Annotated in this window: 24 protein-coding genes and 1 pseudogene; 2 read left to right on the top strand and 23 right to left on the bottom strand. The window is 63.6% G+C overall.

Going from position 1 to position 26,266, the window contains the following annotated elements; genetic code table 11:
* Positions 1-15: 15 nt before the first annotated feature.
* The 11 genes from X751_RS145360 to X751_RS145410 form a co-directional block, all read right to left on the bottom strand.
* The gene (locus X751_RS145360; RefSeq protein ID WP_196813585.1) at positions 16-1,092 is read right to left on the bottom strand and encodes a PhoH family protein; all 1,077 of its coding nucleotides are present in this window, start codon (positions 1,090-1,092) and stop codon (positions 16-18) included.
* Positions 1,092-2,501 carry a tRNA (N6-isopentenyl adenosine(37)-C2)-methylthiotransferase MiaB gene (gene miaB, locus X751_RS145365; protein ID WP_023745265.1) on the bottom strand — a complete coding sequence of 470 codons (1,410 nt, stop codon included), beginning with the start codon at positions 2,499-2,501 and terminating at the stop codon, positions 1,092-1,094. Before miaB ends, X751_RS145360 begins: the two co-directional genes overlap by 1 nt.
* Positions 2,502-2,577: 76 nt before the next feature.
* Positions 2,578-3,378 (bottom strand): lysophospholipid acyltransferase family protein, encoded by an 801-nt coding sequence (locus X751_RS145370; RefSeq protein WP_023745264.1) that lies wholly within the window; start codon positions 3,376-3,378, stop codon positions 2,578-2,580.
* A 28-nt stretch (positions 3,379-3,406) separates the two neighbouring features.
* Positions 3,407-3,901 (bottom strand): ribosomal protein S18-alanine N-acetyltransferase, encoded by a 495-nt coding sequence (gene rimI / locus X751_RS145375; protein WP_023669542.1) that lies wholly within the window; start codon positions 3,899-3,901, stop codon positions 3,407-3,409.
* Complete coding sequence (gene tsaB / locus X751_RS145380; protein WP_023669541.1) at positions 3,901-4,578, bottom strand: tRNA (adenosine(37)-N6)-threonylcarbamoyltransferase complex dimerization subunit type 1 TsaB; 678 nt, start codon at positions 4,576-4,578, stop codon at positions 3,901-3,903. The genes rimI and tsaB overlap by 1 nt, the downstream gene beginning before the upstream one ends.
* Positions 4,579-4,685: 107 nt before the next feature.
* Entirely contained in the window at positions 4,686-5,801 is a 1,116-nt protein-coding gene (locus X751_RS145385) for a DUF1513 domain-containing protein (protein WP_023726870.1), read from the bottom strand.
* A 3-nt stretch (positions 5,802-5,804) separates the two neighbouring features.
* Positions 5,805-6,884 carry an imelysin family protein gene (locus tag X751_RS145390; RefSeq protein ID WP_023745263.1) on the bottom strand — a complete coding sequence of 360 codons (1,080 nt, stop codon included), beginning with the start codon at positions 6,882-6,884 and terminating at the stop codon, positions 5,805-5,807.
* Complete coding sequence (locus X751_RS145395; RefSeq protein WP_023745262.1) at positions 6,884-8,473, bottom strand: di-heme oxidoredictase family protein; 1,590 nt, start codon at positions 8,471-8,473, stop codon at positions 6,884-6,886. Before X751_RS145395 ends, X751_RS145390 begins: the two co-directional genes overlap by 1 nt.
* 12 nt (positions 8,474-8,485) lie before the next feature.
* Positions 8,486-8,971, bottom strand: a complete 486-nt coding sequence (bfr, locus tag X751_RS145400) for a bacterioferritin (RefSeq protein ID WP_023669537.1) — start codon at positions 8,969-8,971, stop codon at positions 8,486-8,488.
* Positions 8,937-9,248 carry a (2Fe-2S)-binding protein gene (locus X751_RS145405; RefSeq protein WP_023669536.1) on the bottom strand — a complete coding sequence of 104 codons (312 nt, stop codon included), beginning with the start codon at positions 9,246-9,248 and terminating at the stop codon, positions 8,937-8,939. The genes bfr and X751_RS145405 overlap by 35 nt, the downstream gene beginning before the upstream one ends.
* A gap of 59 nt (positions 9,249-9,307) precedes the next feature.
* Positions 9,308-10,600, bottom strand: coding sequence for an imelysin family protein (locus X751_RS145410; RefSeq protein ID WP_023692591.1), 1,293 nt, complete (start codon positions 10,598-10,600; stop codon positions 9,308-9,310).
* Between the two features lie 490 nt (positions 10,601-11,090).
* Here X751_RS145410 and X751_RS145415 point away from each other — a divergent pair, with 490 nt between their 5' ends.
* Entirely contained in the window at positions 11,091-12,344 is a 1,254-nt protein-coding gene (locus tag X751_RS145415) for an FAD-dependent oxidoreductase (protein ID WP_023745261.1), read from the top strand.
* A gap of 122 nt (positions 12,345-12,466) precedes the next feature.
* On the opposite strand, the gene X751_RS145420 is transcribed toward X751_RS145415, so the two are convergent.
* Positions 12,467-13,744 (bottom strand): 4-aminobutyrate--2-oxoglutarate transaminase, encoded by a 1,278-nt coding sequence (locus X751_RS145420; RefSeq protein WP_023699447.1) that lies wholly within the window; start codon positions 13,742-13,744, stop codon positions 12,467-12,469.
* Between the two features lie 195 nt (positions 13,745-13,939).
* Between X751_RS145420 and X751_RS1000000165800 the strand changes: the two are divergent.
* Positions 13,940-14,723: pseudogene (locus tag X751_RS1000000165800) on the top strand (efflux RND transporter permease subunit); the annotation flags it as partial.
* A gap of 12 nt (positions 14,724-14,735) precedes the next feature.
* Here X751_RS1000000165800 and X751_RS1000000165795 read toward each other — a convergent pair.
* The 11 genes from X751_RS1000000165795 to X751_RS145480 all read right to left on the bottom strand — a co-directional run bounded on the left by X751_RS1000000165795 (position 14,736) and on the right by X751_RS145480 (position 26,145).
* Positions 14,736-15,074 (bottom strand): DUF2185 domain-containing protein, encoded by a 339-nt coding sequence (locus tag X751_RS1000000165795; RefSeq protein WP_023696743.1) that lies wholly within the window; start codon positions 15,072-15,074, stop codon positions 14,736-14,738.
* Between the two features lie 38 nt (positions 15,075-15,112).
* Positions 15,113-15,862, bottom strand: a complete 750-nt coding sequence (locus X751_RS145435) for an ABC transporter ATP-binding protein (protein ID WP_023669527.1) — start codon at positions 15,860-15,862, stop codon at positions 15,113-15,115.
* Positions 15,859-16,695, bottom strand: coding sequence for an ABC transporter ATP-binding protein (locus tag X751_RS145440; protein WP_023669526.1), 837 nt, complete (start codon positions 16,693-16,695; stop codon positions 15,859-15,861). Before X751_RS145440 ends, X751_RS145435 begins: the two co-directional genes overlap by 4 nt.
* A 10-nt stretch (positions 16,696-16,705) precedes the next feature.
* Positions 16,706-17,626, bottom strand: coding sequence for a nickel transporter permease (gene nikC, locus X751_RS145445; protein ID WP_023745258.1), 921 nt, complete (start codon positions 17,624-17,626; stop codon positions 16,706-16,708).
* Positions 17,623-18,690, bottom strand: a complete 1,068-nt coding sequence (locus tag X751_RS145450) for an ABC transporter permease (protein WP_023669524.1) — start codon at positions 18,688-18,690, stop codon at positions 17,623-17,625. The genes nikC and X751_RS145450 overlap by 4 nt, the downstream gene beginning before the upstream one ends.
* 19 nt (positions 18,691-18,709) lie before the next feature.
* On the bottom strand, positions 18,710-20,353 hold the full coding sequence (locus tag X751_RS145455) for an ABC transporter substrate-binding protein (protein ID WP_023682026.1): 1,644 nt from the start codon (positions 20,351-20,353) through the stop codon (positions 18,710-18,712).
* A gap of 263 nt (positions 20,354-20,616) precedes the next feature.
* A complete protein-coding gene (locus X751_RS145460; RefSeq protein WP_023745257.1) occupies positions 20,617-21,894 on the bottom strand; it encodes a lytic murein transglycosylase in 1,278 nt (425 codons plus the stop codon).
* A 194-nt stretch (positions 21,895-22,088) separates the two neighbouring features.
* Positions 22,089-22,694 (bottom strand): recombination mediator RecR, encoded by a 606-nt coding sequence (recR, locus tag X751_RS145465; protein WP_023745256.1) that lies wholly within the window; start codon positions 22,692-22,694, stop codon positions 22,089-22,091.
* A 97-nt stretch (positions 22,695-22,791) separates the two neighbouring features.
* On the bottom strand, positions 22,792-23,760 hold the full coding sequence (locus tag X751_RS145470; protein ID WP_023745255.1) for a cell wall hydrolase: 969 nt from the start codon (positions 23,758-23,760) through the stop codon (positions 22,792-22,794).
* A 218-nt stretch (positions 23,761-23,978) separates the two neighbouring features.
* Positions 23,979-24,302, bottom strand: a complete 324-nt coding sequence (locus X751_RS145475; RefSeq protein WP_023669519.1) for a YbaB/EbfC family nucleoid-associated protein — start codon at positions 24,300-24,302, stop codon at positions 23,979-23,981.
* Positions 24,303-24,333: 31 nt separating this feature from the next.
* Entirely contained in the window at positions 24,334-26,145 is a 1,812-nt protein-coding gene (locus tag X751_RS145480) for a DNA polymerase III subunit gamma/tau (RefSeq protein ID WP_023745254.1), read from the bottom strand.
* Between the last annotated feature and the right edge of the window lie 121 nt (positions 26,146-26,266).

Here is a 26,266-nt window from a genome sequence, read left to right as displayed (position 1 = left end):
GCCCGCATCGTCACATCAGCTCTCGGCGCCGAGGCCGCGCGCCAGCTTGGCGTCGCGGTCATAGGCCCTGACGATTTCGGCCACCAGCGGGTGGCGCACAACGTCGACATCGTTGAAGCGCACGGTTACCGCGCCCGCCACGCCGTCAAGGACACGCAAGGCTTCGACGAGGCCCGACTTGGTGCTTGGAGGCAGATCGATCTGCGTCGGATCGCCGGTGACGATCATGCGCGAATTCTCGCCGAGGCGGGTCAAAAACATCTTCATCTGCATCGGCGTGGTGTTCTGCGCCTCGTCGAGGATGACGGCGGCATGCGCCAGCGTGCGGCCGCGCATGAAGGCCAGCGGCGCGATCTCGATGACCTCGGCGGCAATGGCGCGCTCGACCTTGTCGGCCGGCATCATGTCGTAAAGCGCGTCATAGAGCGGCCGCAGATACGGATCGACCTTTTCCTTCATATCGCCGGGCAGAAAACCCAGCCGCTCGCCGGCCTCGACCGCCGGCCGTGACAGGATGATGCGCTCGACCATGCCGCGTTCGAGCAGCATCGCCGCATGCGCCACCGCCAGATAGGTCTTGCCGGTGCCGGCGGGGCCAATGCCGAAGACAAGTTCCGAACGCTCCAGCGCCCGCATATAGGCGTCCTGGTTGAGCGAACGGGCATAGATCGTCTTCTTGCGGGTGGAGATCTGGGCGGCCGAAACCTTGCCCTTGCGTTCCAGCGTCGGCAGCGTCAGCTGGTCGTCGGCGGCAATGGCCATGCGCACGGCGCCATCGACGTCGGACTGGCCAATGTCGGTGCCCTTCTGGAGAATGCCGTAGAGATTGTCGAGTGCGCGGCGCGCCTGTTCGGCCGCCGAGGCCGAGCCCTTGATGGTCAACTGGTTGCCGCGCGAGCGGATGTCGACGCCGAGCTTCTGCTCGAGCCGGGCCAGGTTCTCGTCGAACTGGCCGTACAGGGCGCTGGCAAGCTTGTTGTTGTCGAAAGTCAGAACGATGTGCGCCATGTCAGAGGCCCCGGATGTCTGGTTCTGGGGCAGAGTCTTCACTTCAGCAGCGCTCAACCGTCTCTCCTCATCTGCCGAGGCCATCAAGCCAACTCGGCGAACAGGCTATTGTAGCCCGTCTTCGTGATTCGCACCCGGATAATGTCACCGATTTCGCCGGCCTTTTCATCAACAATAACCGGCTGCAGCCAAGGCGAGCGGCCGACCTTCTGGCCGGCCTGACGGCCGGGCTTCTCGATCAGCGTGTCGATGGTGCTGCCGACCAGGACCAGGCCGAAATCCTGCTGTTGTTTCAGCAGCAGCGCCTGCAGGCGTTGCAGGCGCTCGTCCTTGACCGCTTCCGGCACGTGATCGGGCATATCGGCGCCCGGCGTGCCGGGACGCGGCGAATATTTGAACGAGAAGGCCGAGGCGTAGTTCACCTGGCGCACCAGACCCATCGTGGCCTCGAAATCCGCCTCGGTTTCGCCGGGGAAGCCGACGATGAAGTCACCGGACAGCGCGATGTCGCCGCGTGCAGCGCGGATGCGCTCGAGCAGCGCCAGATAGTCCTTGGCCGTGTGCCTGCGGTTCATCGCCTTGAGGATGCGGTCTGACCCGGATTGCACCGGCAGGTGCAGATAAGGCATCAAAGCCGGGAGATCGCGATGGGCAGCGATCAATTCGTCGTCCATGTCGCGCGGATGGCTGGTGGTGTAGCGCAGCCGCGCCAGGCCAGGAATTTCGGCCAGCCGGAACAGCAGGCGACCAAGCCCCCATTCCATGCCATCCTCACCCTTGCCGTGCCATGCATTGACGTTCTGCCCCAGCAGCGTCACCTCGCGCACACCGGCATCGGCCAGCCGCTCGGCTTCGGCGACGATCTGCGCCACCGGCCGCGACACTTCCGAGCCCCTGGTATAGGGCACGACGCAGAAGGTGCAGAATTTGTCGCAGCCTTCCTGTACCGTGAGGAAGGCGGTGACGCCGCGCTTGATCATTTCGGCACGCTTCGGCTTCGGCAGATGCTCGAACTTGTCCTCGATGGCGTATTCGGTCTCGACGATCTTCTCGCCGCCACGCACCCGGGCCAGCACATCGGGCAGCCGGTGATAGGTCTGCGGGCCGATGACCAGATCGACAGCAGGCGAACGGCGGATGATTTCCGCGCCTTCGGCCTGCGCGACGCAACCGGCGACGCCGATCAGCATTTCGCGCCCAACTGCTGCGCGTTCAGCCTTCATGTCGCGGATGCGGCCGAGCTCAGAATAGACCTTTTCCGCCGCCTTCTCCCTGATATGGCAGGTGTTGAGCAGCACCAGGTCGGCGTCGGCGATGACATCGGTCGCGGTGTAGCCGTCGGCGGCCAGCGCATCGGTCATGCGCTGTGAGTCATAGACATTCATCTGGCAGCCATAGGTCTTGACGAAGACCTTTTTGGCCGGGGCGGACGCCGCAGCAGCGCTTTGCGAGGCGCTGTCGGTTTCGTTCCGCTCTATCGTGTTCAAATCCATCCGGCGGCTTCTAACGCCTTTTCGTGACAAAAAACAGACGATTCTCGGGCATCGGCCTGTAGGCGCCCGGCCTGCGCTAGCGGCTCGGACGGGGATCGGCGAGCGCGGCCTGCATCATGGCGCGCACCTGGCTTTCCATCAGCCTCGACGTTTCCTTGCGGTTCGAGCCCTTGGAAAAGGCGATGGGCTCGCCGAAATGCACCTCGACGTCAATGGCGCCTTCGGCCATCAGCACCTTGAGATGCGGCATCAGGTCCTGATCGCCGATCCAGGCAGCGAGCGGCCGGTGGCGGCGGCCGAGAGGCACGCCGTGCACCCGCGTGTAGGCAATCGCCAGCGGCTGGATGAAGACCTGCTCGGCCGCGCCTTCCGAAATCGCCATCGAGGCGGCGCCGAACAAGGTGCTCTTGAACGGCAGGATGGTGTTGCCGTCGCCGGTAGAGCCCTCGGCAAACAGCACCATGGCGTCGCCCTTGGCCATGCGGCTGGCGATCTCGCTGGCCTGGTCGCCAGCTGTCCGCTTGCGCTCGCGTTCGATGAAGACCGTACGCTGCAGTTTCGACAGCCAGCCGATCAGCGGCCATCCCTCCATGTCCGCCCGGGCGATGAATGTCACATCGGCAAAGGAGCCGAGCACCATGATGTCGGTCCAGGAGATATGGTTCGAGGCGACCAGCAGCGGGCGCTGGCTGGACAGTGCGCCTTTGACATGGATGCGCAGGCCGAGCGTCCGGACGATGAGGCTGTGCCAGACCTTCAGAATGACCGTCTCGCGCCAGATTCCAGTCTTCATCGACAGCAGCTGCAAAGGCACAAGGACCAGCGAACCGACGACAACGAGGCTCAGCGCCAGGAAAATCCTGATTTTTCCGATCATGCAGCTTGGCCCTGCCCCAAAACTTTGGCTAGCGAAGATCGCGGCGCATGACAAGCGCGCCGGTAGGACCATGTTCGGTCGAGCGGTAATAATTGGCGCGGTGGCCCACCTGGCGGAAGCCCAGCCGCCGGTAGAGGGCGATGGCAGCGACATTGGTCTCGTCGACCTCAAGGAACAGCGCCTCGGCGCGCTGCGCATGCAATTCGCGCAGCACGGCGTCCATCAATTGCCAGCCGAGCCCCTGGCGGCGATGCGAGCGCGCCACCGCCACGGTCAGAATCTCGCCCTCGCCGGCTGCAAGCCTGGCCAGCACGAAGCCGACCGGCGGCTTGGCGCCCTGGCCGATTTCGCGCGCGGCATAGCCGAACACGGTTTCCTGTTCGAGCAACGCGGCGAACTCGCCATCGGTCCAGGGCCGGACGAAATCCTCGCGATGCAGCACCGACGCTGCCGGGCTGTCGGCGATGGTCAGCGGCTCGAGCGCATAGTCCCTGCGGCGCGGCTGGAGGAAAGGGATGCGCATCACTTTTCCTGCCTCAACAGGATGAACCCGGCCTGCGCCTTGGCATCGGCGCCGCGCAGATAGAGTGGCTTCGGCTTGTCGCCCTCGCCTTTTGCAGCGGCGAGCCGGGCGTAGACGGCAATGTCGGCGGTGGCAGCCGTCGGGCCGATATCGAAATCGCGACCGGCCGCGGCTGCGATCTGCACGGCGGCCGTGCCGGCAAGCACCGGACGATTGTCCGCCGCCATTCCCGCGGCTTGGGCAAGTGTGGTCACAGCCGGACCATAGCGCAAAATCGCTTCCGCATCGTAAAGCGCGGCATGGATTTCCTCGCGGCCGGCATCGAGAGCGGCCAGGACCGGGCGGCCGGGAAATGCCGCCCTCGCCTCGGCCGCCAGCGCCTCCAGTGTCGTTACCCCGATCGCCGGGATCTTCAGCGCCAGCGCCAGGCCGCGCGCCGCCGAGACGCCCACCCGCAGGCCGGTGAAGGAACCCGGACCGATGGAAACCGCAACGGCGCCAAGGCCGGCATAATCGGTGCCGTCCGCTTTCAGCGCTTCGTCAATGACAGCCATCAGGTGTTCGGCATGGCCTTTGCCGAGATCGAGTACCGAGCGGCCAAGTTCTCTGCCGCCCGATGCGTCATAGACGCAAGCGGCGCAGAGATTGGCGGCACAGTCGATGGCGAGCAGTTTCATGGGCGACCGGTTCGAAAAACAGTCTCCCTCTGCCCGCCACGGCGCGCCGCCGCAAGAGCCAGCGCGTAAATTGTTAAGTGGCTTCGCTTCGGTGCAGGCCGGACGGCTTACGCCGCCGGCGCGATGCGCAGCATGTGGTTGTCCCAGACATAGTCGGGCTCGGAGCGCGTCGCGCCGCTGCCTTCGATGATTTCGCCAGCACCCGTGGTTGCCATGAAGCCCGGGCCGTCGGGCGCCAGGCCGCAGACCTCGACCAGCGCCTTGGTGGCGACGATCTTGCCGCTGGCGGCGTCGATGACGGCCAGCGAATTGCCTTCCGGCGAAGACACCGCGACCGTGCCGGCAATCGGGTTGGCGGCGACCGAGCCGATGTAATTCCGGAAGCCGGATAGCACGTCCTGCGGCATGTCGAGCAGCTGCAGCCCCTTGCCGCGCGTGGCGCGGCCGACCAGCGGTGGCCGCTCGGTGCCCGGCCCGCGGTACTGGCAGCCGAACCAGATGGTGCCTGTGGGGTCGGCATCCATGTGGCGAATCGACAGCTGGTGCAGAGCCGGCGGCAGTTCGTGCTTTTCGATGAGATCGCCGGTTGTGCGATCGACCAGCACATAGGACGGCTTCATGGTGGCGATGTTGAGCTCGGCGCGGCCATAGTCGGGATGGGTCTCGATGCCGCCATTGGCGATGGCGATCGTCCGGCCGTCTCCGAGCAGCAAGAGCTCATGCGGCCCCATGCCATAGGTCGGAAACTCGCCGATGCGGCTGAACTTGGCCCGTGCGTCGTAGATCCCGACGACGCCGGCGGCATTGTCGAAATTGTTTTCGGTGACGTAAAGCAGCGCGCCGTCGGTGGAAAACACACCGTGGCCGAAGAAATGCCGACCGGTGATGCTGACGATGGTCAGCGGCGGCTCGCGGCCGGCATGGTCGAAGACCACGGCGAAGGTGCCGGGTTGCCGGGCGAAGACCACGGAGCGCTTCGAGACCGGATCGAAGGTGACGTCGTGGCCACGGTCGGGCAGGTCGATCGCATGCAATACTTTTCCGGCTTCCGACAACACAGCGGCGCCAAAGCTGCCGTCGCGCTTGACGAAGGCGGTGGCAAAGACGGCATCGGCGGCAAGCGTGTCCGCCCAGGCCCGCGGCGCCATTGACGCGACGAAGCCGGCGCCGGCAGCTCTGAGAAAATCGCGGCGGTCCATCAGCGGCGTGCGTGTCGCAACCATTGGTCAGTCCCCGTCCAGTGACGAAAAGCCGGCGGTCAGGCCGAACTCGGCGGTTAGCCGGGTGCCGATCAAGCCCGACAGGCTGGAGGTGATCAGCGCGAAATGTTCGAGTTTTCCGCGCTCCGCGGGATCGGCGAGCGTCTTGTCGATCCGACCCTGGATGGATTTGGCAGTGGCAACGCCATTGATGAGCTGGAGATGGATGGATTCCGCCATCCATCTGCTATCCTCGGGCAGCGCGTCGCCGAGCTTCGAGGCCTGGAACAGCGCATCAATGCCGGAGAGGTTGCCGGCTAATGAAAGGCCGGTGTTTTGCGAGCGCCAGTAGATCGCTTGCCTCGGCTTGTCACCCTGCGGTTTGGCGCCGAGAAAACCTTTGAGGCGCACGTCGCGCACCATTTCGAGTTCATTGATGAACACGCCGACCAATTCGGTCACCGCTTCAGTGCCGTCGCGGTAAAGCGCATTGTCGGGTCCGGGATTGGCCCACAGGCCTGCAAAACCGTCCGGTTTTTTCCAGGCGGCGTCGACATCGGCCGCCATGGTCTCGATATTCTTGGCGATCGCCGCGCCATAGGCGCAGCGATAGGGCTCGTCCTTGCCGACGAGCGTCTCGGCGCCGTCGCCGTAAAGCACGAACTCAAGCGCCCCTAATCCCTGCATCGCGACACTCTTGCCCGCCAGCTGCGCTGGATCGGTGGCGGTCGGATCCTTGCCGGCCAGCGCCGCCTGCACCTGCTTCAGGCCGATGCTCTTTCGGTCCGGCCAGTAGAGCATGCGCTCCAGCCGGTTGTTCTCCTTGATTGGCCCGAAGCCGATGATTTCAGCCGACGACCAGGCTGCGACCGTGGCCGAGAATCCGGCATGCGCGGCATCGAGGTTACCCTGCGACGGCGCCTGGCAGAGCGCGTCCATGGCCTTCGCCAAGGTGCCGGCATGGCCATGCAGGCTGGCATAGGCGGGGCGGACAAAGCCGTCGATCGCTCTTTGGATCACGTCGGAGGCTTTCACCGAGGCCGATGCCGGGGACGCACCGAACAGAGCCAATGGGAGGAGTAGAACAGGCAAAACCCGCTTGAGCATCAGAATGACTCCAGGAATTTGATGAGAGCATCGCGGTCGGCCGTATTGGCGGCGGCGAAGCGATCGCGCGCTTTCTGCCCCTCGCCACCATGCCACAGGATCGCTTCGGCAAGCGTGCGCGCACGCCCGTCATGCAGGAAGAAAGCGTTGCCGTTGACGGTCTTTGTCAGGCCGATGCCCCATAGCGGCGGGGTGCGCCATTCACTGCCCGTGGCATCGCCCACCGCCTGGCCGTCGGCAAGGCCAGGCCCCATGTCGTGCAGCAGAAAGTCGGAATAGGGCCAGATCAGTTGGAACGCCTGCGCCTTGTTCCCGCGCATGGTGACGAATTTCGGCGTATGACAGGCAATGCAGCCCATCTCGTAGAACAGCTTCTTGCCGGCGAGCACGGCGGGTGCGCCGACATCGCGCCGCGCCGGCACCGCAAGGTTCTGCGAATAGAAGGTGACGAGGTCCATCACCGGTGGTGGCGCCTCGACCGGGCCGAGCCGCTTCTGCACGCCATTGGGCATGGCCAAACAGGCCTCTTCGGCTGCGGTGCAATCGCCCCAGTGACTGGGCTCTTCCGGCGTCGAAATGCCGATGTCGCCGGCAAAGGCGTCCGCCGCCTGCTGGCGGATCGACGCGGTCTGGGCCTTCCAACCGAAGCGGCCAAGCGTCAGTTGCCCACTGCTGAGGTCACGCACCATGTTGGGCTTGCCGGAAATGCCGTCGCGGTCGTCGGGATCGGCATGGGCAAGGAGGTCGGCCGGCGCGATCTGCTCGATCAGGCCAAGGCCGATCATTGGCGGCGTCAGGCGCGGCGACAGCGTGGTGCGCGGGTCAAGCGGGCCGTAGCCAAGCCCGTCGACCGAATAGCTCGGCTTGCGCAGCCAAACCACGCTGCCGTCGCCGAGCGTGACCTTTTCCTCGCGATAGTCGACATACATGCGGCCTTCGCCCTTGAGGCCGGGCACCGCCAGTCCCTGCAACTGCGCGCCGTAGACCGGATCGGGGAAGTTCAGCACCTTGTGCGCGGCGATCTCGGTCTTTTCCTCGGCCGTGCTCGCATCGCGCGCCAGCCGCAGGAACATCGACGTGGTGCGGCTGTCGGCGGCCGGCGGGCGGCCGCGGCCATCCTTCAAATGGCAATTCTGGCAGGCGCGCTCGTTGAACAGGGGTCCGAGACCGTCCGAGGCCTGGGTCGAGGATGGCGACGACACCCAGTTCTTGCGGAAAAGCGCATTGCCGAGCTTGAAATTGCCCTGTTCCTCGAAGGTAATGTTTTCAGAGGGTTGCGAGAAGGCGTCGCGGTCGACCTGCTTGCGCGACGTGCCGGCGCCGCCTTGCATCGTTTCGAAGGATTCGGGCTTGGAGAAATCCTGGGTTGGCCTGGTAACTGCAAGGACGCGGGCCTGGTCCTTCGGCGTCAGGTCGGTGCGGCTCGTGGCGAGGCCGACCGGTTCCGACGATCCGGCCAGGGCCGGGGCCAAAATTGCCGCCAGGGTTACAACCGAAAGCCCGCGAAAGGCCTGATATCGCGGGTTTTTGAGGAGCAGCGGGCCGGCGGCCCGCCGCAAGCGGCGCAGAATATCTATGGGGCGCCGCATTCCTGCATGGTCCTATTCCGCCTCGTCCGCCGATGCGGCGTTGAGCTGGCCGTATTTTTCCTCGCCGATCGAGGCAAGGAGGTCGAGCTGCGTCTCGAGGAAGTCGATGTGACCTTCCTCATCCGCCAGCAATTCCTCGAACAGCTTCATCGTCACGTAGTCGCCGGCTTCGTTGCAGATCTCGCGCGAACGCTTGTAGGCGGTGCGTGCGTCATATTCGCCGGCGAGATCGGATTCGAGCACTTCCTTGACGTTCTGGCCGATGCGCAACGGCGCCACGGACTGCAAATTGGGATGCCCTTCGAGGAAGATGATACGGGCCACCAGCCGGTCGGCATGGTGCATCTCCTCGATCGATTCGGCGCGTTCCTTCTTTGCCAGCTTGGCATATCCCCAATCTTCGAGCAGGCGGAAATGCACCCAGTATTGATTGACGGCGCCAAGCTCCAGGAACAGAGCCTCGTTAAGCCGCTCGATGATCTGCGGTTCGCCTTTCATGGATTCTGCTCCCATATTGGACGCGCAGGCCTCTGACGCGATCCAGGTGTGAAACGATGTCCACGCCGCTCGCCTCCGAACGGGTGTGGTAATTTTCGGTGACCCGAATGATCGTTTCGACCACATTTGGGAAGCAGCCGCAACAGCGACCGCGCTTTTGCATCGTGTGATAGACCTTCGCCGGCACGATCAGTTGCCAGGGGTCCTGATCCAGCAGATCGACGATCGTCTGCTCAATCTCCTTTTCGGTGATGATGTTGCAATGGCAGATCAGCATGGATTGGCTCTGGCTGACGGCGCCCCTCCGCGCCGTTTGGCTGGTAGTTGGTTGGGGTGCTACTTGAACACCTTGTCCGGTGCGTCGAGGCTGTCGGACCCCTCGAAGGCTATGTTGTTCAGGTTCAGCGCGCCGACGGCGCGTTCGATCGACTTGGTCTGGTCGACCAGCGCGTCGATTGCCGCCTGCACGGTAGCATTGCCTTCGGTGTTGCCCTCGGCGATCTGCTGGTCGTAGGCCTCGCCGGCCACTTCCCGCGCCTTGATCGCCTCCATCTTGGCGACCGAGACATCGAGCTTGTCGGACAGTTCCTTGTCGATCGCCGGATCGGCCGCCTTGACCATATCGTGCACCGACGGGCCTGAAACGACGGTGCCGTCGATGCGCGTGTAGCTGGCGAGATAGGCGGCGCGGATGCCGATGGCGTCATAGAGATGCGAGTTGTAGGTATTATCCGAGAAGCAGTCGTGCTCCTCTTCGGGATCGTGCAGCAGCAGGCCGAGTTTCATGCGCTCCCCGGCCAGTTCGCCGTAGGACAGCGAGCCCATGCCGTTGAAGATCACCGAGATAGCGGTGTTCGGCTGGCCATCGACGAGGTTCTTGCGGGCGGCGCCGTCTTCCTTCCAGTTGCCGACCATCTCCTGCAGGTCGGAGACCAGAAGATCGCTGGCCGACTTCAGATACTCGGCCCGGCGATCGCAATTGCCGCCGGTGCAGTTCTTGAGGTCGTAGTCGGTGTACGGACGCTCGCCGGCGCCCGGGCCGGTGCCGTGCAAATCCTGGCCCCAGAGCAGGAATTCGATGGCGTGATAACCGGTGGCGACATTGGCCTCGATGCCGCCGGCCTCCTGCAGCGTGCCGGCGAGGAACTCCGGCGAAAGCTTCGAGGCGTCGACCTTCTTGCCGTCGATCTCGATGTCCTTGTTGGCGATGACATTGGCGGTGTAGAGCGCGTTGGCGTCGGACTCGGTGCCGTAGCTCTTGGCGACGTAGTCGATCAGGCCTTCGTCGAGCGGCCAGGAGTTCACCTTGCCTTCCCAGTCGTCGACGATCTTGTTGCCGAAGCGGTAGACCTCGGTCTGCTGGTAGGGCACGCGCGACGCCTTCCAGGCATCGCGGGCGGCATTCAGCGTGTCCGCCGACGGGTTGGCAAGCAGCGCGTCGACAGCCTTGTCGAGCGCCTGCGCCGTGGTCAGCGAATCCTCGTACTTGGCCAGCGCGATGTCGGAATAGGTCTTGATGACCGCCTTGGCATCGATCTCCGCCGCCTTGGCCGGCAGGATGAAAACCGCCGCCGTCAACATAGCCGTGGCACCGATCGCAGCCAGTCTGCCGCCATATCGCGCTGTCATCATCAGTCTCCAGTTCAAAGGGGATTCGGTAAAAGGCGCGCGTGCCAAACGGTGCCGGGACATAGGCATGCCGTAGGACACCACAGATGCCGCGCCGCTCTGCGGCTCACGGGAGAAAGACACCAAATGCCTCCAATCGAACGGGTTCAAGGCCCAAACATCAAAGGGATGCGCTGACGCGCGAGCCTCCATAAAACGATGGCGAGGCCGGAAGTCAACTGGTGAACCCTAGAAAATTCAATTGAAACAACAGTTTAGAATTATTCTAAACTAGCACTATCAACTTTAAATCGTAGCCAGCAGCCAAGGTGAGAGACGCCGCGATTGACAAGCGACCGTTCCGGGTGCGACCCGGACCGGGGCTCTTGCGACGGCGGCAGACAATCGCCATCTGGCGGAACGGCTCACAATCAAAGCATGATGTCGTCCGAAAACCGCTTCGCACTTTTCGGCATCATGCTCCAGATTTGAAACAGGAATTCGGGTTGCGATGAAGAACGGGGTCGTCATTGTCGGTGCGGGTCATGCGGGCGTGCAAGCGGCCGCCAGCCTGCGCGAGGAAGGCTATGACGGGCCTGTCATACTGATCGGCGACGAAACCGATCTGCCCTATCACAAGCCGCCGCTGTCGAAGACCTTCATCAAGGACGCCGATGCCAAGCCGCAACCCTTGCGCGGCGAGGCCTTTTACACCGGCAGCGCCATCGACTTCAGGCCGGGCGTCCGAATCGACAGCATCGATACGGCAGGCCGCAAGCTGGACATAGCGGGCGGCGGCGTGCTGCCGTTCGACCGGCTCATCCTGGCCACCGGTTCGCGGCCGCGGCTTCTGCCGCTGCCGGGCGCCGACCTCTCGGGCGTGCTGTCGCTGCGCTCGATCGCCGATGCGCGGCTGATCCGCGCGCTCAGCGCCCAAAGCGAAGACGTGGTCATCCTCGGCGGCGGCTTCATCGGGCTGGAGATCGCGGCAACGCTGAGGGCCGCCGGCCGCAACGTCACCCTGGTCGAGGCTGTCGACCGGCTGCTTGGCCGCGCCGTGGCGCCGGTGGTGGCGAGCCATGTCCGCCAACGGCTGGAGGCGATCGGCGTGCGTATCCTCACCGGCACCACCATTGCCAGGCTGGAAGGGGAAAACCGCCATGTCTGCGCTGCCATCACCTCCACCGGCGAAAGGCTGCCCGCGCGCATGGTCATCGTCGGCATCGGCGCCGTGCCGAATGTCGAACTTGCGCAGGCTGCCGGACTGACTGTCGCCAATGGCATCCGCGTCGACCAACAGATGCGCACCTCAGTGCCTGATATTCTGGCCATCGGCGACGCCGCTTCCTACCGCCACTGGTCGACCGGCGGCGACGTGCGGCTGGAATCGGTGCAGAACGCCACCGACCAGGCGCGGCTTGCCGCACGCACGATCACCGGCCATACGGACGCCTATGCGGCGGTGCCGTGGTTCTGGTCTGACATCGGCGACATGAAACTGCAGATGGTCGGGCTGACCTCGGGCGGCGACAGCCATGTCGTGCTGGGCAACCTCGCTGAGAACAAGTTCTCGATCTACCACTATGCTGGAAGCCGGCTGCTCGGCGTCGAATCCGTCAACAGGCCGGGCGACCATATGCTGGGCCGCAAGATGCTCGGGGCCGGGTTTTCGCCGATGGCGCAGACGATTGCTGAGGGACCTGACGGGCTGAAGGCTGCACTGGCAGCGTTCCAGCAGGATGAGCCGGCACGGGCTGCGGGCTAGACGCACTTACCCTCCCCCTTGTGGGGAGGGTCGCTGCGAAGCAGCGGGGTTGGGGTCGGCGCGAGGCCCCCCACCCGGACCTGCGGTCCGACCTCCCCACAAGGGGGAGGTAGGGGTTTGCGCTAGGCAGCGCAGACTTCGCGGATCGAGCTTTCCAGAATGTCGAGCGCCTCGTTCATGACATTGTCCTGGATGGTGATCGGAGCCAGGAAACGGATGACGTTGCCGTAGACGCCGCAGGTCAGCAGGATCAGCCCCTTGTCGAGCGCCTTCAGCCGGATCGCATTGGCGATCTCGGCCGACGGCAGGCCCTTCTTGACGTCGTTGAACTCGACCGCGTTCATGAAGCCGAGACCCCTGATGTCGACAATCTCGGGCACATCGTCGCGGATCGACTGCAGCCGCTGTTTCAGCCGGGCGCCCAGCGTATTGGCGCGGTCGCACAGCTTTTCGTCCTCGATTACGTCGAGCACGGCGTGTGCTGCGGCGACACCGATCGGGCTGCCGCCATAGGTGCCGCCGAGCCCGCCAGGACCGGGCGCATCCATGATCTCGGCGCGGCCGGTGACCGCCGCCAGCGGGAAGCCGCCGGCCAGGCTTTTCGCCATGGTGGTAATGTCGGCCGCGACCTCATGATGATCCATGGCGAACATCTTGCCGGTGCGGGCAAAGCCGGTCTGCACCTCATCGGCGATCAGCAGCATGCCGTGCTGGTCGCAGAGCTTGCGCAGCGCCGTCAGGAATTCGCGCGGCGCGTCGTAGAAGCCGCCCTCGCCCTGGACCGGCTCGATGATGATGGCGGCAACGCGAGCCGGATCGACATCGGCCTTGAACAGTTTGTCGAGTGCGACCAGCGAATCGGCTGTAGACACGCCGTGCAGCGGCACCGGAAACGGCGCGTGGTAGACGTCGCCCGGCATGGCGCCGAAGCCGACCTTGTAGGGCACGACCTTGCCGGTCAGCGCCATGCCCATGAAGGTGCGGCCGTGGAAGCCGCCGGCAAAGGCGATGACGGCTTGGCGGCCAGTGGCGTTGCGGGCGATCTTGATGGCGTTCTCGACCGCTTCAGCACCCGTAGTGACGAAGATGGTCTTCTTCTCGAACTTGCCGGGCAGCATGCCGTTCAGCCGTTCGGCCAGCCTGACATAGCTCTCATAGGGCACGACCTGGTGGCAGGTATGGGTGAAGCGGTCGAGCTGTGCCTTGACCGCCTCGATCACCCTGGGATGGCGGTGGCCGGTGTTGACGACGGCGATACCGGAGGAGAAATCGATGTATCGGCGGCCTTCTACATCCCAGATCTCCGAATTCTCGGCGCGGTCGGCATAGATCTGCGTCGTCATGCCGACGCCGCGCGAGATCGACTGGTTCTTGCGCTCAGAAATGGCTGCGTTCTTCATTTCGTCCCTCATCGGGCCGACGCCCGTTCTCGTTAGATGAATGCCAAGGCCTCTTCTGACCTTATTTCACGTTTTCCTCAAGTTGGCACCGCCGCCGGGCGATTGGGCCTGTCGTCGATGCGGGCCACTTCGACAGACCGGTCTTAACCAGCCGACCGATACACGTAAGGGGCAGTCCGTGACAGCTCACCCGTCACCGGGAACGGCGAAGCGATCCCGCTCGCCGCGGTGGCGAACTTCCGCTACGACCTCGAACAGCCGACGGTGTGGCGGCGCAACCGCATCCCGATGATCACCGTTCGCGCAGGCCTCGTTGGCGACGTGCTGCCGGCCACCGTCGTCAACGAATTGAAGCCGTCGGTCAACGCCTTCATCGCCAAACTGCCGCCCGGCTATTCCGTTGCAACCGCCGGCTCGGTCGAGGAAAGCGCCAAAAGCCAGGGACCGATCGCAGCGGTGGTGCCGCTGATGCTGTTCGTGATGGCGACCATCCTGATGATCCAGTTGCAAAGTTTTCAGCGCCTGTTCCTGGTCGTGGCGGTGGCGCCGCTCGGCCTGATCGGCGTGGTCGCGGCCCTGGTGCCGAGCGGCGCACCGCTCGGCTTCGTCGCCATTCTGGGCGTCCTGGCGCTGATCGGCATCCTGATCCGCAACTCAGGTGATCCTGATCGTGCAGATCGAGGATCTGGTGGCCGAGGGCCAAGACCGCTGGGAAGCCGTGATCGAAGCGACCGAGCACCGCATGCGGCCGATCGCGCTGACGGCCGCGGCCGCCAGCCTAGCGCTGATCCCGATCGCGCGCGAAGTGTTCTGGGGCCCGATGGCCTACGCCATGATGGGCGGCATCATCGCCGGCACGGCGATCACGCTGCTGTTCCTGCCGGCGCTTTATGTGACGTGGTTCAGGATCAAGGAGCCTAAGCAGGGGGACGAACCATCTGTTCCGGAGAACGGCGAACTGGCGCAAGACCCCGCTTAAGGCTTTGCCGGATCATTCGTTATCGTTAGAGGGTTCGGGGCGCGATTTCGCTCGCTGCCATGGCGATGATTTTGACGTCCGCCAAGCATGCCAGCCTTTTGGCAAGTCGGCCAATGCCAGGATGCTTTCATCCTGCTGCACCACCTCTTGCAGGCCAACGAGCATTATCTCGCGTTCATCCCAATCTCGAGAGTCGCTGCTATAGAATTGCCAACTGCCCCCTTCATCGTTGTAGTTCTCGTCATCGTCAGCTTCATGCACAACGTATGCGATCCAGTCGCCCCGTTTGAATATGCTCTTGTCCGATAGCACCGCGACATTGGGCGGATCTGCAAACTTCCATTCTTCCATGGAATTCCCCAAGCGATTATTCTGCGGAAGAAACTAGTTCACGCCGTCCGAACAAACCCCTCGCTCGCCCTAAGCAAATTGCGTGTGTAATCCTTCTCCACGCGGTGCCCGATCAGCTGGCCCGCCGTCAGGTTCTCCACCGCTTCGCCATTCTGCATCACCATCAGGCGCTCGCACATATGGGTGATGATGGCGAGGTCGTGGCTGACCATCAGGAAGGTCAGCTTGCGCCGACGGCGAACCTCTTCCAGCAGGTTGAGCACTTCCGCCTGCACCGAAGCGTCGAGCGCCGAGGTTGGTTCGTCGAGCAGCAGGATCGACGGTTCGAGGATGAGCGCCCGCGCGATCGCCACGCGCTGACGCTGACCGCCGGAGAGCTGGTGCGCGTAGCGGAAACGGAAACCGTTGCCTAATCCGACCTCGTCGAGGGCGCGCTGGATGCGTTGCTCGCCATCGGCAAAGCCGTGAATGGCGAGCGGCTCCTGTAGCAGGCGGTCGACGGTCTGACGCGGGTGCAGCGAACCATAGGGGTCCTGGAAGACCATCTGCACTTCGCGATAAAAAGCCTTGTCGCGGCGCGCTCCCAGCGTCTTGCCGTTGACCGTGATAGTACCGGATGCGACAGGCACCAGGCCGGCAATGGCTTTGAGCAGCGTCGACTTGCCGGAACCGCTCTCGCCGACCAGGCCGAAGGATTCGCCGGACTTCACCTCGAGGTTCGCCCCTTTCAGCGCGCGAAAACGGTCGAACACCACCTCCAGCCCTTCAATCGAAATGGCTGGCGTCATGCCGCCCACTCCGGCTTGCGGTCGAGCACCGGCAGCGGGTGGCGTTCGTAACCGATCCTGGGCATGCAGTTGAGCAGGCCGCGCGTGTAGGGATGCTGGGCGTCGCGCAGCTCCGACGCCTTGAGCTGCTCGACCACCTTGCCGGCATACATGACGATGACGCGGTCGCAGAAGGAGGCGACCAGCCGCAGATCGTGCGAGATGAAGATCAGACCCATGCCGCGCTCACTGACCAAGCGGTCGAGGATGCCGAGCACATCGAGCTGAACGGTGACGTCGAGCGCCGAGGTCGGCTCGTCGGCGATCATCAGTTCCGGTCCGGCGATCAGCATCATTGCGATCATGGCGCGCTGGCCCATCCCGCCGGACACCTCGTGCGGATGCAGGTCGAAGACACGCGAGGGATCGCGGATCTGCACAGCTTCCAGCATGGCCAGCGCCCGCTCGCGCGCTTCGGCCTTGGAGACCTTTTCATGCGTGCGCAGCGTCTCGACGATCTGGCGGCCGATGCTCATCACCGGGTCGAGCGAATATTTCGGATCCTGCAGGATCATGGCGATGCGTTTGCCGCGCAGCGCCCGGCGCTGGCGGGCGGGTATGTCCAAAAGATCGATGCCGTCCAAGGCGAGCTTCTTGGCCGAAACCAGAGCCTGCGGCGGCGTCAGCCCCATGATGGCGCGGCCGGTCTGCGACTTGCCGGAGCCGCTTTCGCCGACAATGCCCAGCCGCTCTCGGCCGAGCGAGAAGGTGACGCCGCGCACCGCCTGGATGAGGCCGGTCCGAGTCGGGAAGGTGACGCGCAGGTCGTCGACATCGAGAAGTGCACCGCTCATTGGTCACCACTCATTGGTCGCCACTCCGGGGATCGAGCGCATCGCGCAGGCCGTCGCCCAGCAGGTTGAAGCCGAGACTGACGATCAGGATGGCGAAGCCGGGCGCGCCGGCCACCCACCATTGGTCGAGCACGAAGCGACGGCCGGACGCGATCATGGTGCCCCATTCCGGCAGCGGCGGCTGCGCGCCGAGGCCAAGGAAACCGAGGCCGGCGGCGGTGAGGATGATGCCGGCCATATCGAGCGTCACCCGGATGATCAGCGAAGAGATGCAGAGCGGCATGATGTGGCGCAGCACGATGCGGAACGGCGAGGCGCCCATCAATTGCACCGCCTTGATGTAATCGGAATTGCGCACGGTCATCGTCTCGGCCCGCGCAATTCGCGCGTAAGGCGGCCACGAGGTGATGGCGATGGCCAACACCGCGTTTTCGATCCCGGGGCCAAGGGCGGCGACAAAGGCCAGTGCCAGGATCAGCTTGGGGAAGGCGAGGAAGATGTCGGTAATGCGCATCAGAATGGCATCGGTCCAGCCGCCGGCATAGCCGGCGACGGTGCCGACCAAAAGGCCGATGGGGGCTGCGATGACGGCGACAAGAATGACGACGTAGAGCGTCCAGCGCGAGCCGAAAAGAATGCGCGAATAGATATCGCGGCCGAGATCGTCGGTGCCGAACCAATGCGCCGCACTCGGCGCCAAAAGCCGCGCGTTCTTGAGATCGCCGATGGTCGGCGAATAGGGCGCCAGCACATCGGCAAAGGCGGCGACCAGCAGCAGCGCGGTGATGATGAGCAGGCCGAGAAACGCCAGCCGGTTGGCGGAAAAGCGCCGCCAAGCGACGTAGGCGCGGCCGAGCCTTGCCTGCATGCGCGAGGCCGGCCGATCGCTGAGCAGCCAATCGCGGCGCGTTTGGATTGCTTCGGCGCTCATCCTGTCTTCGTCCTCGGATCGAGCACCTTGTAGAGAACATCGGACAGGAGATTGATGCCGATGAACACCGAACCGATGACGATGGTGCCGCCGAGCACGGCGTTCATGTCGGCGTTCTGCAGCGAATTGGTGATGTAGAGGCCGATGCCGGGCCAGGAGAACACCGTCTCGGTCAGCACCGAACCTTCGAGCAGCCCGGCATAGGACAGCGCGATCACCGTGACCATCGGCACCGCGGCGTTGCGCAGCGCATGGCCCCAGATGATTCGCGTTTCAGACAGGCCCTTGGCGCGCGCGGCGACGATGTATTCCTGCGACAGCTCGTTCAGCATGAAGGAGCGCGTCATCCGGCTGATATAGGCGAGCGAGAAATAGCCCAGCAGCCCTGCCGGCAGGATGATGTGGCGGTAAGCGTCGTAGAAGACATCCCACTGGCCCTGCAGCGCGGCGTCGAGCAGGTAGAAGCCGGTGATCGGTGTGAATGTGTACTCGTAGACGATGTCGAGGCGGCCGGGAAAAGCCACCCATTGGAGCTTGGCGTAGAACAGGACAAGCCCCAAAAGCCCGATCCAGAAGATAGGCACGGAATAGCCGATCAGGCCGACAATGCGAACGATCTGGTCGATGAGACTGCCGCGTTTTACCGCTGCCAGCACGCCGAGCGGCACGCCGATCAACGAGCCTATCAAAGTGCCCAAAGTCGCCAGTTCGATCGTTGCCGGAAAGGCACGGCGGATGTCGGTCATCACAGGATTGGTGGTCAGCACAGAGGTGCCGAAATCACCGTTCAGCGCATGCTTGAGATAGATATAGAATTGCTCGATCAACGGCAGGTCGAGCCCCATCTCGCGGCGGGTGCGCTCGACGACATTGGCCGGTGCGCGGTCGCCGAGCACCGCCAGCACCGGATCGATCGGGATGACGCGGCCGATGAAAAAGGTCACCGCGAGCAGGCCGAGATAGGTGGTGACGGCGATGACCAGGAAGCGGCCGATCGCCAACAAGATAGCGACGGCGCGGGCGCTTCCCTGCCCCGCCGTCGCCTGGTTTTCAATCGCGCTCATCAGGGCGCGTCCGCCGGCGCTATTCCTTGGAGACCGGGCCGACGAAGTTGGTGTCGAAGCTCGGACCGAGCGCAAAGCCTTTCAGGTTTTTGCGCAGGCCTGCCACTTCCAATTGCTGGTGGATGATGACGAAGGGGCTGGTGTCGAGGATCGTCTTTTCAAGGCTCTTGTACATATCGGCGCGCTTGCCGGCATCCTTCTCCAGCAAGGCTGCTTCGGTCTGCTTTGTCAGGTCCGGGATGTCCCAGGCATTGCGCCAGGCCAGCGTCTTGGTCTTGCCTTCATCCGAATTGTCCGGGTTTGAGGCAAAGGTCTGGGCGTTGGAGTTCGGATCGAAATAGTCCTGGCCCCACTGGCCGATATAGATGTCATGATTACGGGCGCGGTATTTGGTCAGCGTCTGCTTGCCGTCGCCCGGGATAATTTCCAGCTTGATGCCGGCCTGGCCAAGCGTCTGCTGGATCGATTCCGCCATGCCCGTTGTTGGCTGTCCCGTGCGTACATCCATGGTTACGCTGAAGCCGTCGGCCAGGCCGGCCTTGGTCAGCAGTTCCTTGGCCTTGGCGACGTCGAACTTGAACGGATTTTCGTCCAGTTCGCCCAGCACGCCCTTGGGCAGGAAGGTCTGGTGGATCTCGCCAATGCCCTTGAGGATGGTCGTGCTCAGCGCATCGTAGTCGACCAGATATTTGAACGCCTGGCGAACCTCGGGCTTGGCGAGGTTCGGATTCTTCTGGTTGAGACTGATGTAAAAGACCGTGCCCTTCGGCGCGCTGGTCGTGGTGAGATCGGCATTCTTGGCGATGGCGTCGAGATCGTTCGGCTCGAGGTTGCGGGCAACGTCGATGTCGCCTGCTTCGAGCGCCAGGCGCTGCGCCGAGCTCTCCTTCATGTTGCGGTAGATGACGCGCGCGAGCTTGGCCTTCTCGCCATTGTAATTGTCGTTGCGCTCGAGCACGACGACCTCATTGGCCCGCCATTCGCGCAGCTTGTAGGCGCCGGAGCCGGCATAACCGGTCTTCAGGAAGGCGTTGCCGAAATCGTTGTCCCATTTGTAGTCGGCACTCGGCGTCACCGCGGCGACATGTTCCTTCACCAGCTTTGCGTCGACGACCGAAGCGACCGTTGCCGACAGGCAGTTTAACACGAAGCTCGGCGCATAGGCCTTGTCGACGGTGAACTGGAAGGTGGTATCGTCGACGGCCTTGGCCTTGTCGGCAACATTGTCGCCGCTGATGCCGAACTGGTTGATGATGAATGCCGGCGGCTTGTCCAGCTTGATGGCGCGCTCGAAGGAATAGGCGACATCGGCGGCGGTCAGTGGATTGCCCGAAGCGAACTTTAGGCCGGGCTTGAGCTTGAACGTATAGACCAGACCGTCGTCGGAAACGGTCCAGCTCTCGGCAAGGTCGCCCTTGACCTTGGAGGTGTCGCTGAGGTCGAGGCGGACCAGTAGATCATAGGTGTTGCCGGTGACTTCGGCGGTCGACAGTTCGAATGCCTCGCCCGGATCCATGGAGATGATGTCGTCGATGGCGAAACCTTCGACCAGCGTGTCGGCGGGCGTCACGGCGAAGGCGGGCGCAACGCCTATGAGCAGAGCGGACATGGCAGCACCTGCGAGCCAGACGCGCGAACGTAGAGCAAACTTTTCCATCATCATGATGATTGTTCCCTGTTTTGTTGATTGTTGACCCCGAGTTCCCGGCTCAGGCTGCAGTAATCTTTTTCGCGGCCGGAGGACGACCGTTAGACCCAATACCGTGTTGATTTTTTTCCAGTTGGTCAACACCCTATCCGGCAGCCCTCCAACCGGCAACGGGCATTTTTGCGAGCCGGCATACTGGACCGGAATATGCTGTGCGCGTCGAAGCATGGGCGAGCCAATTGCAGCCGCCGATGGGGAAAAATCTGCTCTTTTCGGTGCTACTTGATGGCAGCAACCAGATCGGCGTCGGGGAAGCAGGTGGCGGGGCGGCCGTTCTTTTCCTGCCAGCTGCCGATCGAGCGGCGGGTCTTGAAGCCGGGCAGGCCGTCGGCGCTGCCGACATCGTAGCCCTTGGCCTCCAGCGCCTGTTGAAGCGCGGCGATGTCGGAACGATGCAGGCCGCCGACCGCACCCCAGCTGCCGACGAAATCAGCATCGCCATGGGCGATGCGGTCAGCGCCATGGCCGATGAACAGGGCGTAGAGGTCGCTGGTGTTGTATTGCTTCAACACGTAAAAATTCGGCGTGGCGATGAAGGCCGGACCGCTGCGTCCGGCCGGCATCAAAAGGAACCCTTCCGCCTTCAGTTCGTTGGCCGGAAAGGCTTTGCCGCCGACACGGCTGATTCCCATCGCCGCCCAGGCTGAGATCTTCTTGCCCTGGTCGGGACCTTCGAGCGAGCAGGAAACGCTTTCCGGAACCGTCACCTCGAAGCCCCAGCCACGCCCCTTCCCCCAGCCATAGTGGACGAGATAGTTGGCGATCGAGGCCAGCACATCAGGCGTCGAATTCCAGATGTCGGGGTGGCCGTCGCCGTCGTAGTCGACGGCGTGCTTCAGGAACGAGGTCGGCATGAATTGCGGCTGGCCGAGCGCGCCGGCCCAGGACGATTTCATGGCGCCGACCGGCGCCAACCCATGCTCGACGATCTCGAGCGCCGCCAGCACTTCGGTGCGGAAGAAGTCTTTCTTGGTCGACATGAAGGCCTTGGTGCCGAGCACTTCGAAAGCGTCGTAGGGCATTTTCGCCGCGCCGAAGCCGGTCTCGCGGCCCCAGATCGCCAACAGTATCTCGCCCGGGACACCGTAGCGCTTTTCGATCGCAGCCAGCGTCTTGGCGTTGGCCGCCTCGCGCGTGCGCCCACCTGACGTGACGGCGCGCACCGTCTTTTCGGCGAAATAGGCGCCGGGCGAACCGAACTCCGCCTGATGCTGCTTCTGCGGCGTGTTGGGCTTTTCGCCGGGCAGAACGAGGTCGGGCAGTTTGAGGTTCGGCTTCACGCCGTCGAAAGCGGCGTCGAAGGTGGATTTGGAGATGCCTTTGGTCTGGGCTTCCGGCCAGAGATCGGTTTGCAGCCAGGCGCGGAACTGGTCGTCGATTTTGGCGGCGGAGGCGGGGGCTACAAAAAGCAGGGCAACAAGGGATGCGAGAAGCGCAACGAGCGCCAATCGGAAAGGTCCGCTTTCTGTCGCGCCCCCCTCTGTCCTGCCGGACATCTCCCCCACAAGGGGAGAGATTGGCTGTCGCTTCGGTTTTCGCCAACCACCAGCGTTGAAAGAAGAATGCCGCCCGAGAAGCTGCTGATCTCCCCCCTTGAGGGGGAGATGTCCGGCAGGACAGAGGGGGGTGTTTGGCGCAAACCTCGAAGAATGCGAAGCTTTCATGTCGCACATCCTGCCCGCCAATTGCGTCAAAACGCCGTCCGCGATCGCAACGCGGCTGCCAGCGTACCCTCATCCAGATAATCAAGCTCGCCGCCAACCGGCACGCCATGGGCAAGTCGTGTCACCTTGACCTCGAAGCCCGACAACTGGTCGGTGAGATAGTGCGCCGTCGTCTGGCCCTCGACGGTGGCATTGACGGCAAGGATCACCTCCTTCACCTCGCCGCCGGCAACGCGGTCGACCAGCGAGCGCACGTTGAGCTGTTCGGGACCGATGCCGTCGAGCGGCGACAGCGTGCCGCCGAGCACGTGGTAGCGCACATTCATGGCCGCCGCCCGCTCCAGCGCCCAGAGATCGGAGACATCCTCGACCACGATCAGCGTCGAGGCATCGCGGCGCGGATCGGTGCAGATCATGCAAGGGTCGGAGGTATCGACATTGCCGCAGATCGTGCAGATGCGCACCTTGTCGGCGGCTTCAGCCATGGCGGCGGCGAGCGGCGACAAAAGCTGCTCCTTCTTCTTGATGAGGTGCAGTGCCGCACGCCTGGCCGAACGCGGCCCTAGTCCCGGGACCTTGGCCAGGAGCTGGATCAGGCGTTCGATCTCGGGACCGGCGATTCGCTTCGACATCGCACTGATCTAGGATTTTTCCGCGCGCTTTGAAACATGCCGCATACGCACCGAGCCCGCCATGCTGCCATGGCGGGCTTGGAAACTGTTTTAGGCGTCAGTAAGCTGACGCTGGCCGGGTCTGGTCGACGATCATTGCGCCGATAGCGTCGGTGTTCTCAGGCGTCGACTGGAAGCCCATCGACGCTTCCTGCGTTGCCGATGGAACCGAGGTGATGTAGCGGGCGTTCAGCGTGCCGCCGAAACGCGAGGCATCGGGCTCGGCCATCGGCTCCTGCATCGCCACCTCCGTCTGCTTGGCGGCGATGCGGACGCTCTTGGCGGGCGCCGCGGAAGCCGTCACATAGGTCTGCTCGGCTGGGGCACGTGTCGCCTTGGCTGCGCGAACCGCCGCGGCCTGCTTGGCAGGATCTGGACGGACAATGGTCTTCACCACCGGCTCGGCGTAGGCAACCTGCACCGGCGCTTCAGGCACAGGCGCGCGCGGCTGCGCCGAGGCAACCATGGTCGTGGATTCATCCGGCAGCGGCTGCCAGTTGCGACCGCGCTTCTCGTAGAAGGCGTTGCCGCCGGCAACCATGGTGTAATGCATGTTCTTGTAGGGGAACCTCAGTCCGGCGGTGTGGAAGTACATCGTGTTCTTCAGCTTGGCCTTGCGCTCGCCCTTGAGCACCGCATCGGCGGCCTCCTCGACATCGGGCATCGCTTTCGAATTCATCGCCCGCGTCATCACGCCGGGCGCGAACTGGCCCGGTTCGCCAACCACTTGGCAAATGGTGCTGCCATGATTGCCGGAGCGCAGCCGGTTCATCACCACCGTGCCGACGGCGATCATGCCGTCACGGCTCGAGCGGTTGGACTCGAAGAACATCGCCCGCTCCAGGCATTCCTTCTCCTTCGGCGTGTTGCGGTAGGCGCGCGTCGAAAGGAAGCTGGGCGTGATGGCGTCGGTCAGGCTGGCGACCGACAGGCCATGCGAAGACGTAGTCTGGCTGCAACCCGCCAGGAACATAGGGGAGAAGATGATGCCGAGCAGAAGCGGCGTCTTCCATCGCGTCGCGATCAACAAAAATGCCTCATTGTCCAGATGCCAGCCCGCCCCGAGATGTGGCAAGAATGAGACTCTTAAAGGCAAAAAGATGGCTAAAGGATTAGCTTTCGTGCAGCATAGGTAAAACTTTATAAATGGCCGGATATGTCCGCGTGAGCAAAGCCGGAGAAAGTCTTAACGACAGCCTCCGCAGCCGATTTCCCTTCATAATCAATTAACTGGTTGGAGCCGGCTCAGAACGGCAATTTCATTCCGGGCGGGATCGGCAAGCCTGCCGTCAGCGCCTTGGTCTTCTCCTGCATAATCTGCTCGACCTTATTTTTGGCGTCATTGTGAGCGGCAAGCAGCAGGTCTTCGAGGATCTCGACCTCGTCCTCCTTGAACAGCGACGGATCGATCTTCAGCGACTTCATCTCGAACTTGCCGGTCAGCGTGACATTGACCAGCCCGCCTCCGGCCTGCCCGCTTGCTTCTATCGTGGCGATCTCGTCCTGCATGGCCTGGAACTTGGCCTGCATTTCCTTCGCCTTGCCCATCAGGCCGAGAAGATCTTTCATGGTCGGGTCCTTTGCGGATTCGTGGCTATGGTCAGGTTTCGTCGTCGTCCGGCGGCGGCTCGACCGGCGCTTCGGCCTTGTCGGTGTCGACTTCCGGCGCGTCGGGAATGCGCACGTCGATGATCTTGGCGCCGGGAAAGCGCGCCAGGATGGCGGCCACAGCCGGATCGCTTTTCGCGTCGGAGAAAGCAGTCTCGCGCCTGGTCGATTCCATCTCGGCCAGCGTTTGGCCGCCCTCTTCCTTCGACAATGACACCAGCCAGTTGCGGCCGGTCCAGGCGCGCAGCTTCGTCGTCAAGTCGTTGAGCAGCATCTTGGGCGCATCGGCGGTCAGGCCGACGTCGATACGGCCGGGCTCGATGCGCACCAGGCGAATACAGCTCTTGACCAGCACCTTGAAGGCGATGTCACGCTGCGCGTCGGCAAGAGCGACAATATCGGCCAGCGATTTCAGCGGCGGCGATTGCGGCTCGACGACCGGCTGCGGAGGCGCGACAAAGGCGACCGGGGGCGCGTCGACCAATCGCATGGTTTGCGCACCGGCTGGCCCGGACGGCATCCGGGTCTGCGCTACCGCGCTGGCGCCGCCGCCATTGCCGGCATTTACCGGCGCACCATTCGGGCGTGACGCACCACCGGACGCCGGAGCGCCGCTCTCCAGAGATTTCAACGCCTCGTCCAGCGTCGGCAGGTCGGCGGCATGCGCCAGCCGGATCAGCACCATCTCGCCGGCGCTGACCGGTCGGTTGGACGACTGCACCTCGGGAATGCCTTTCAAGAGCATCTGCCAGGTTCGCGACAGAACCTTGACCGACAGCGTGCTGGCGAAGTCGGCGCCGCGGCGGCGCTCATCCTCGGACAGGGAAGCGTCGTCGGCAGCCGTCGGCACGAAGCGCAGCCGGGTGACGAGGTGGTTGAATTCGGCCAGATCGGTCAGCACGGCAGCCGGATCGGCGCCGGTGTCGTACTGGTTGCGGAATTCGGCAAGGGCGGCCGCCACATCGCCCTTCATGACATGTTCGAACAGGTCGACGATGCGGGCGCGGTCGGCGAGACCCAGCATGGCGCGCACCGCTTCGGCGCTGACGGCGCCGCCGCCATGGGCGATTGCCTGGTCGAGAATGGAGAGCGAATCGCGGGCCGAGCCTTCGGCGGCGCGCGCGATCATCGCCAGCGCGTCGTCGTCTACCGATATGCCTTCCTTGCCGGCAATGGAGGCGAGATGCGCGACCAGTGCGCCGGCATCGATGCGTCTCAGGTCGAAACGCTGGCAGCGCGACAGCACGGTGATCGGCACCTTGCGGATTTCGGTGGTGGCAAAGATGAATTTGACGTGCGGGGGCGGCTCTTCCAGCGTCTTCAACAGGCCGTTGAAGGCCTGGGTGGAGAGCATGTGCACTTCGTCGATGATGTAGACTTTGTAGCGCGCCGACACCGGGGCATAGCGCACGCGCTCGATAATGTCCCTGATGTCGTCGATGCCGGTATGCGACGCGGCGTCCATCTCGATGACGTCGACATGGCGGCCTTCCATGATCGCCTGGCAGTGCTCGCCCAGGAGGGCGAGGTCGACCGAGGGATGGTCGACCGTCGGCGTCTTGTAGTTGAGCGCCCGCGCCAGGATGCGCGCCGTCGTGGTCTTACCGACGCCGCGCACGCCGGTCAGCATCCAGGCCTGGGCGATGCGGCCTGTGGAGAAAGCGTTGGTCAAAGTGCGGACCATCGGCTCCTGGCCGATCAGTTCGGAGAAATTCGACGGACGATATTTGCGCGCCAGCACGCGATAGGCGACGGCCTTTTGCTTCTCCAGGTTTTCGGGGTCCGAATTTCCGGCTTCGCTCATTCGCCCGTAAAGCTCCAAAAGGCCGCGTCTCAGCGTAGCCGATTCCTGCTAGATCGTTTCACCGTTTTCTGAAACGGCAAACCGCTCTACCCTTTGCTTTAACGCAATTCCGGACGGGAAA

The sequence above is a fragment of the Mesorhizobium sp. LNJC394B00 genome (assembly GCF_000502555.1).
In the GTDB taxonomy this organism is placed as follows: Bacteria; Pseudomonadota; Alphaproteobacteria; order Rhizobiales; family Rhizobiaceae; genus Mesorhizobium.
Note: the sequence above shows the minus strand (reverse complement) of the source record. Positions and strands in the feature narration are given on the sequence as shown.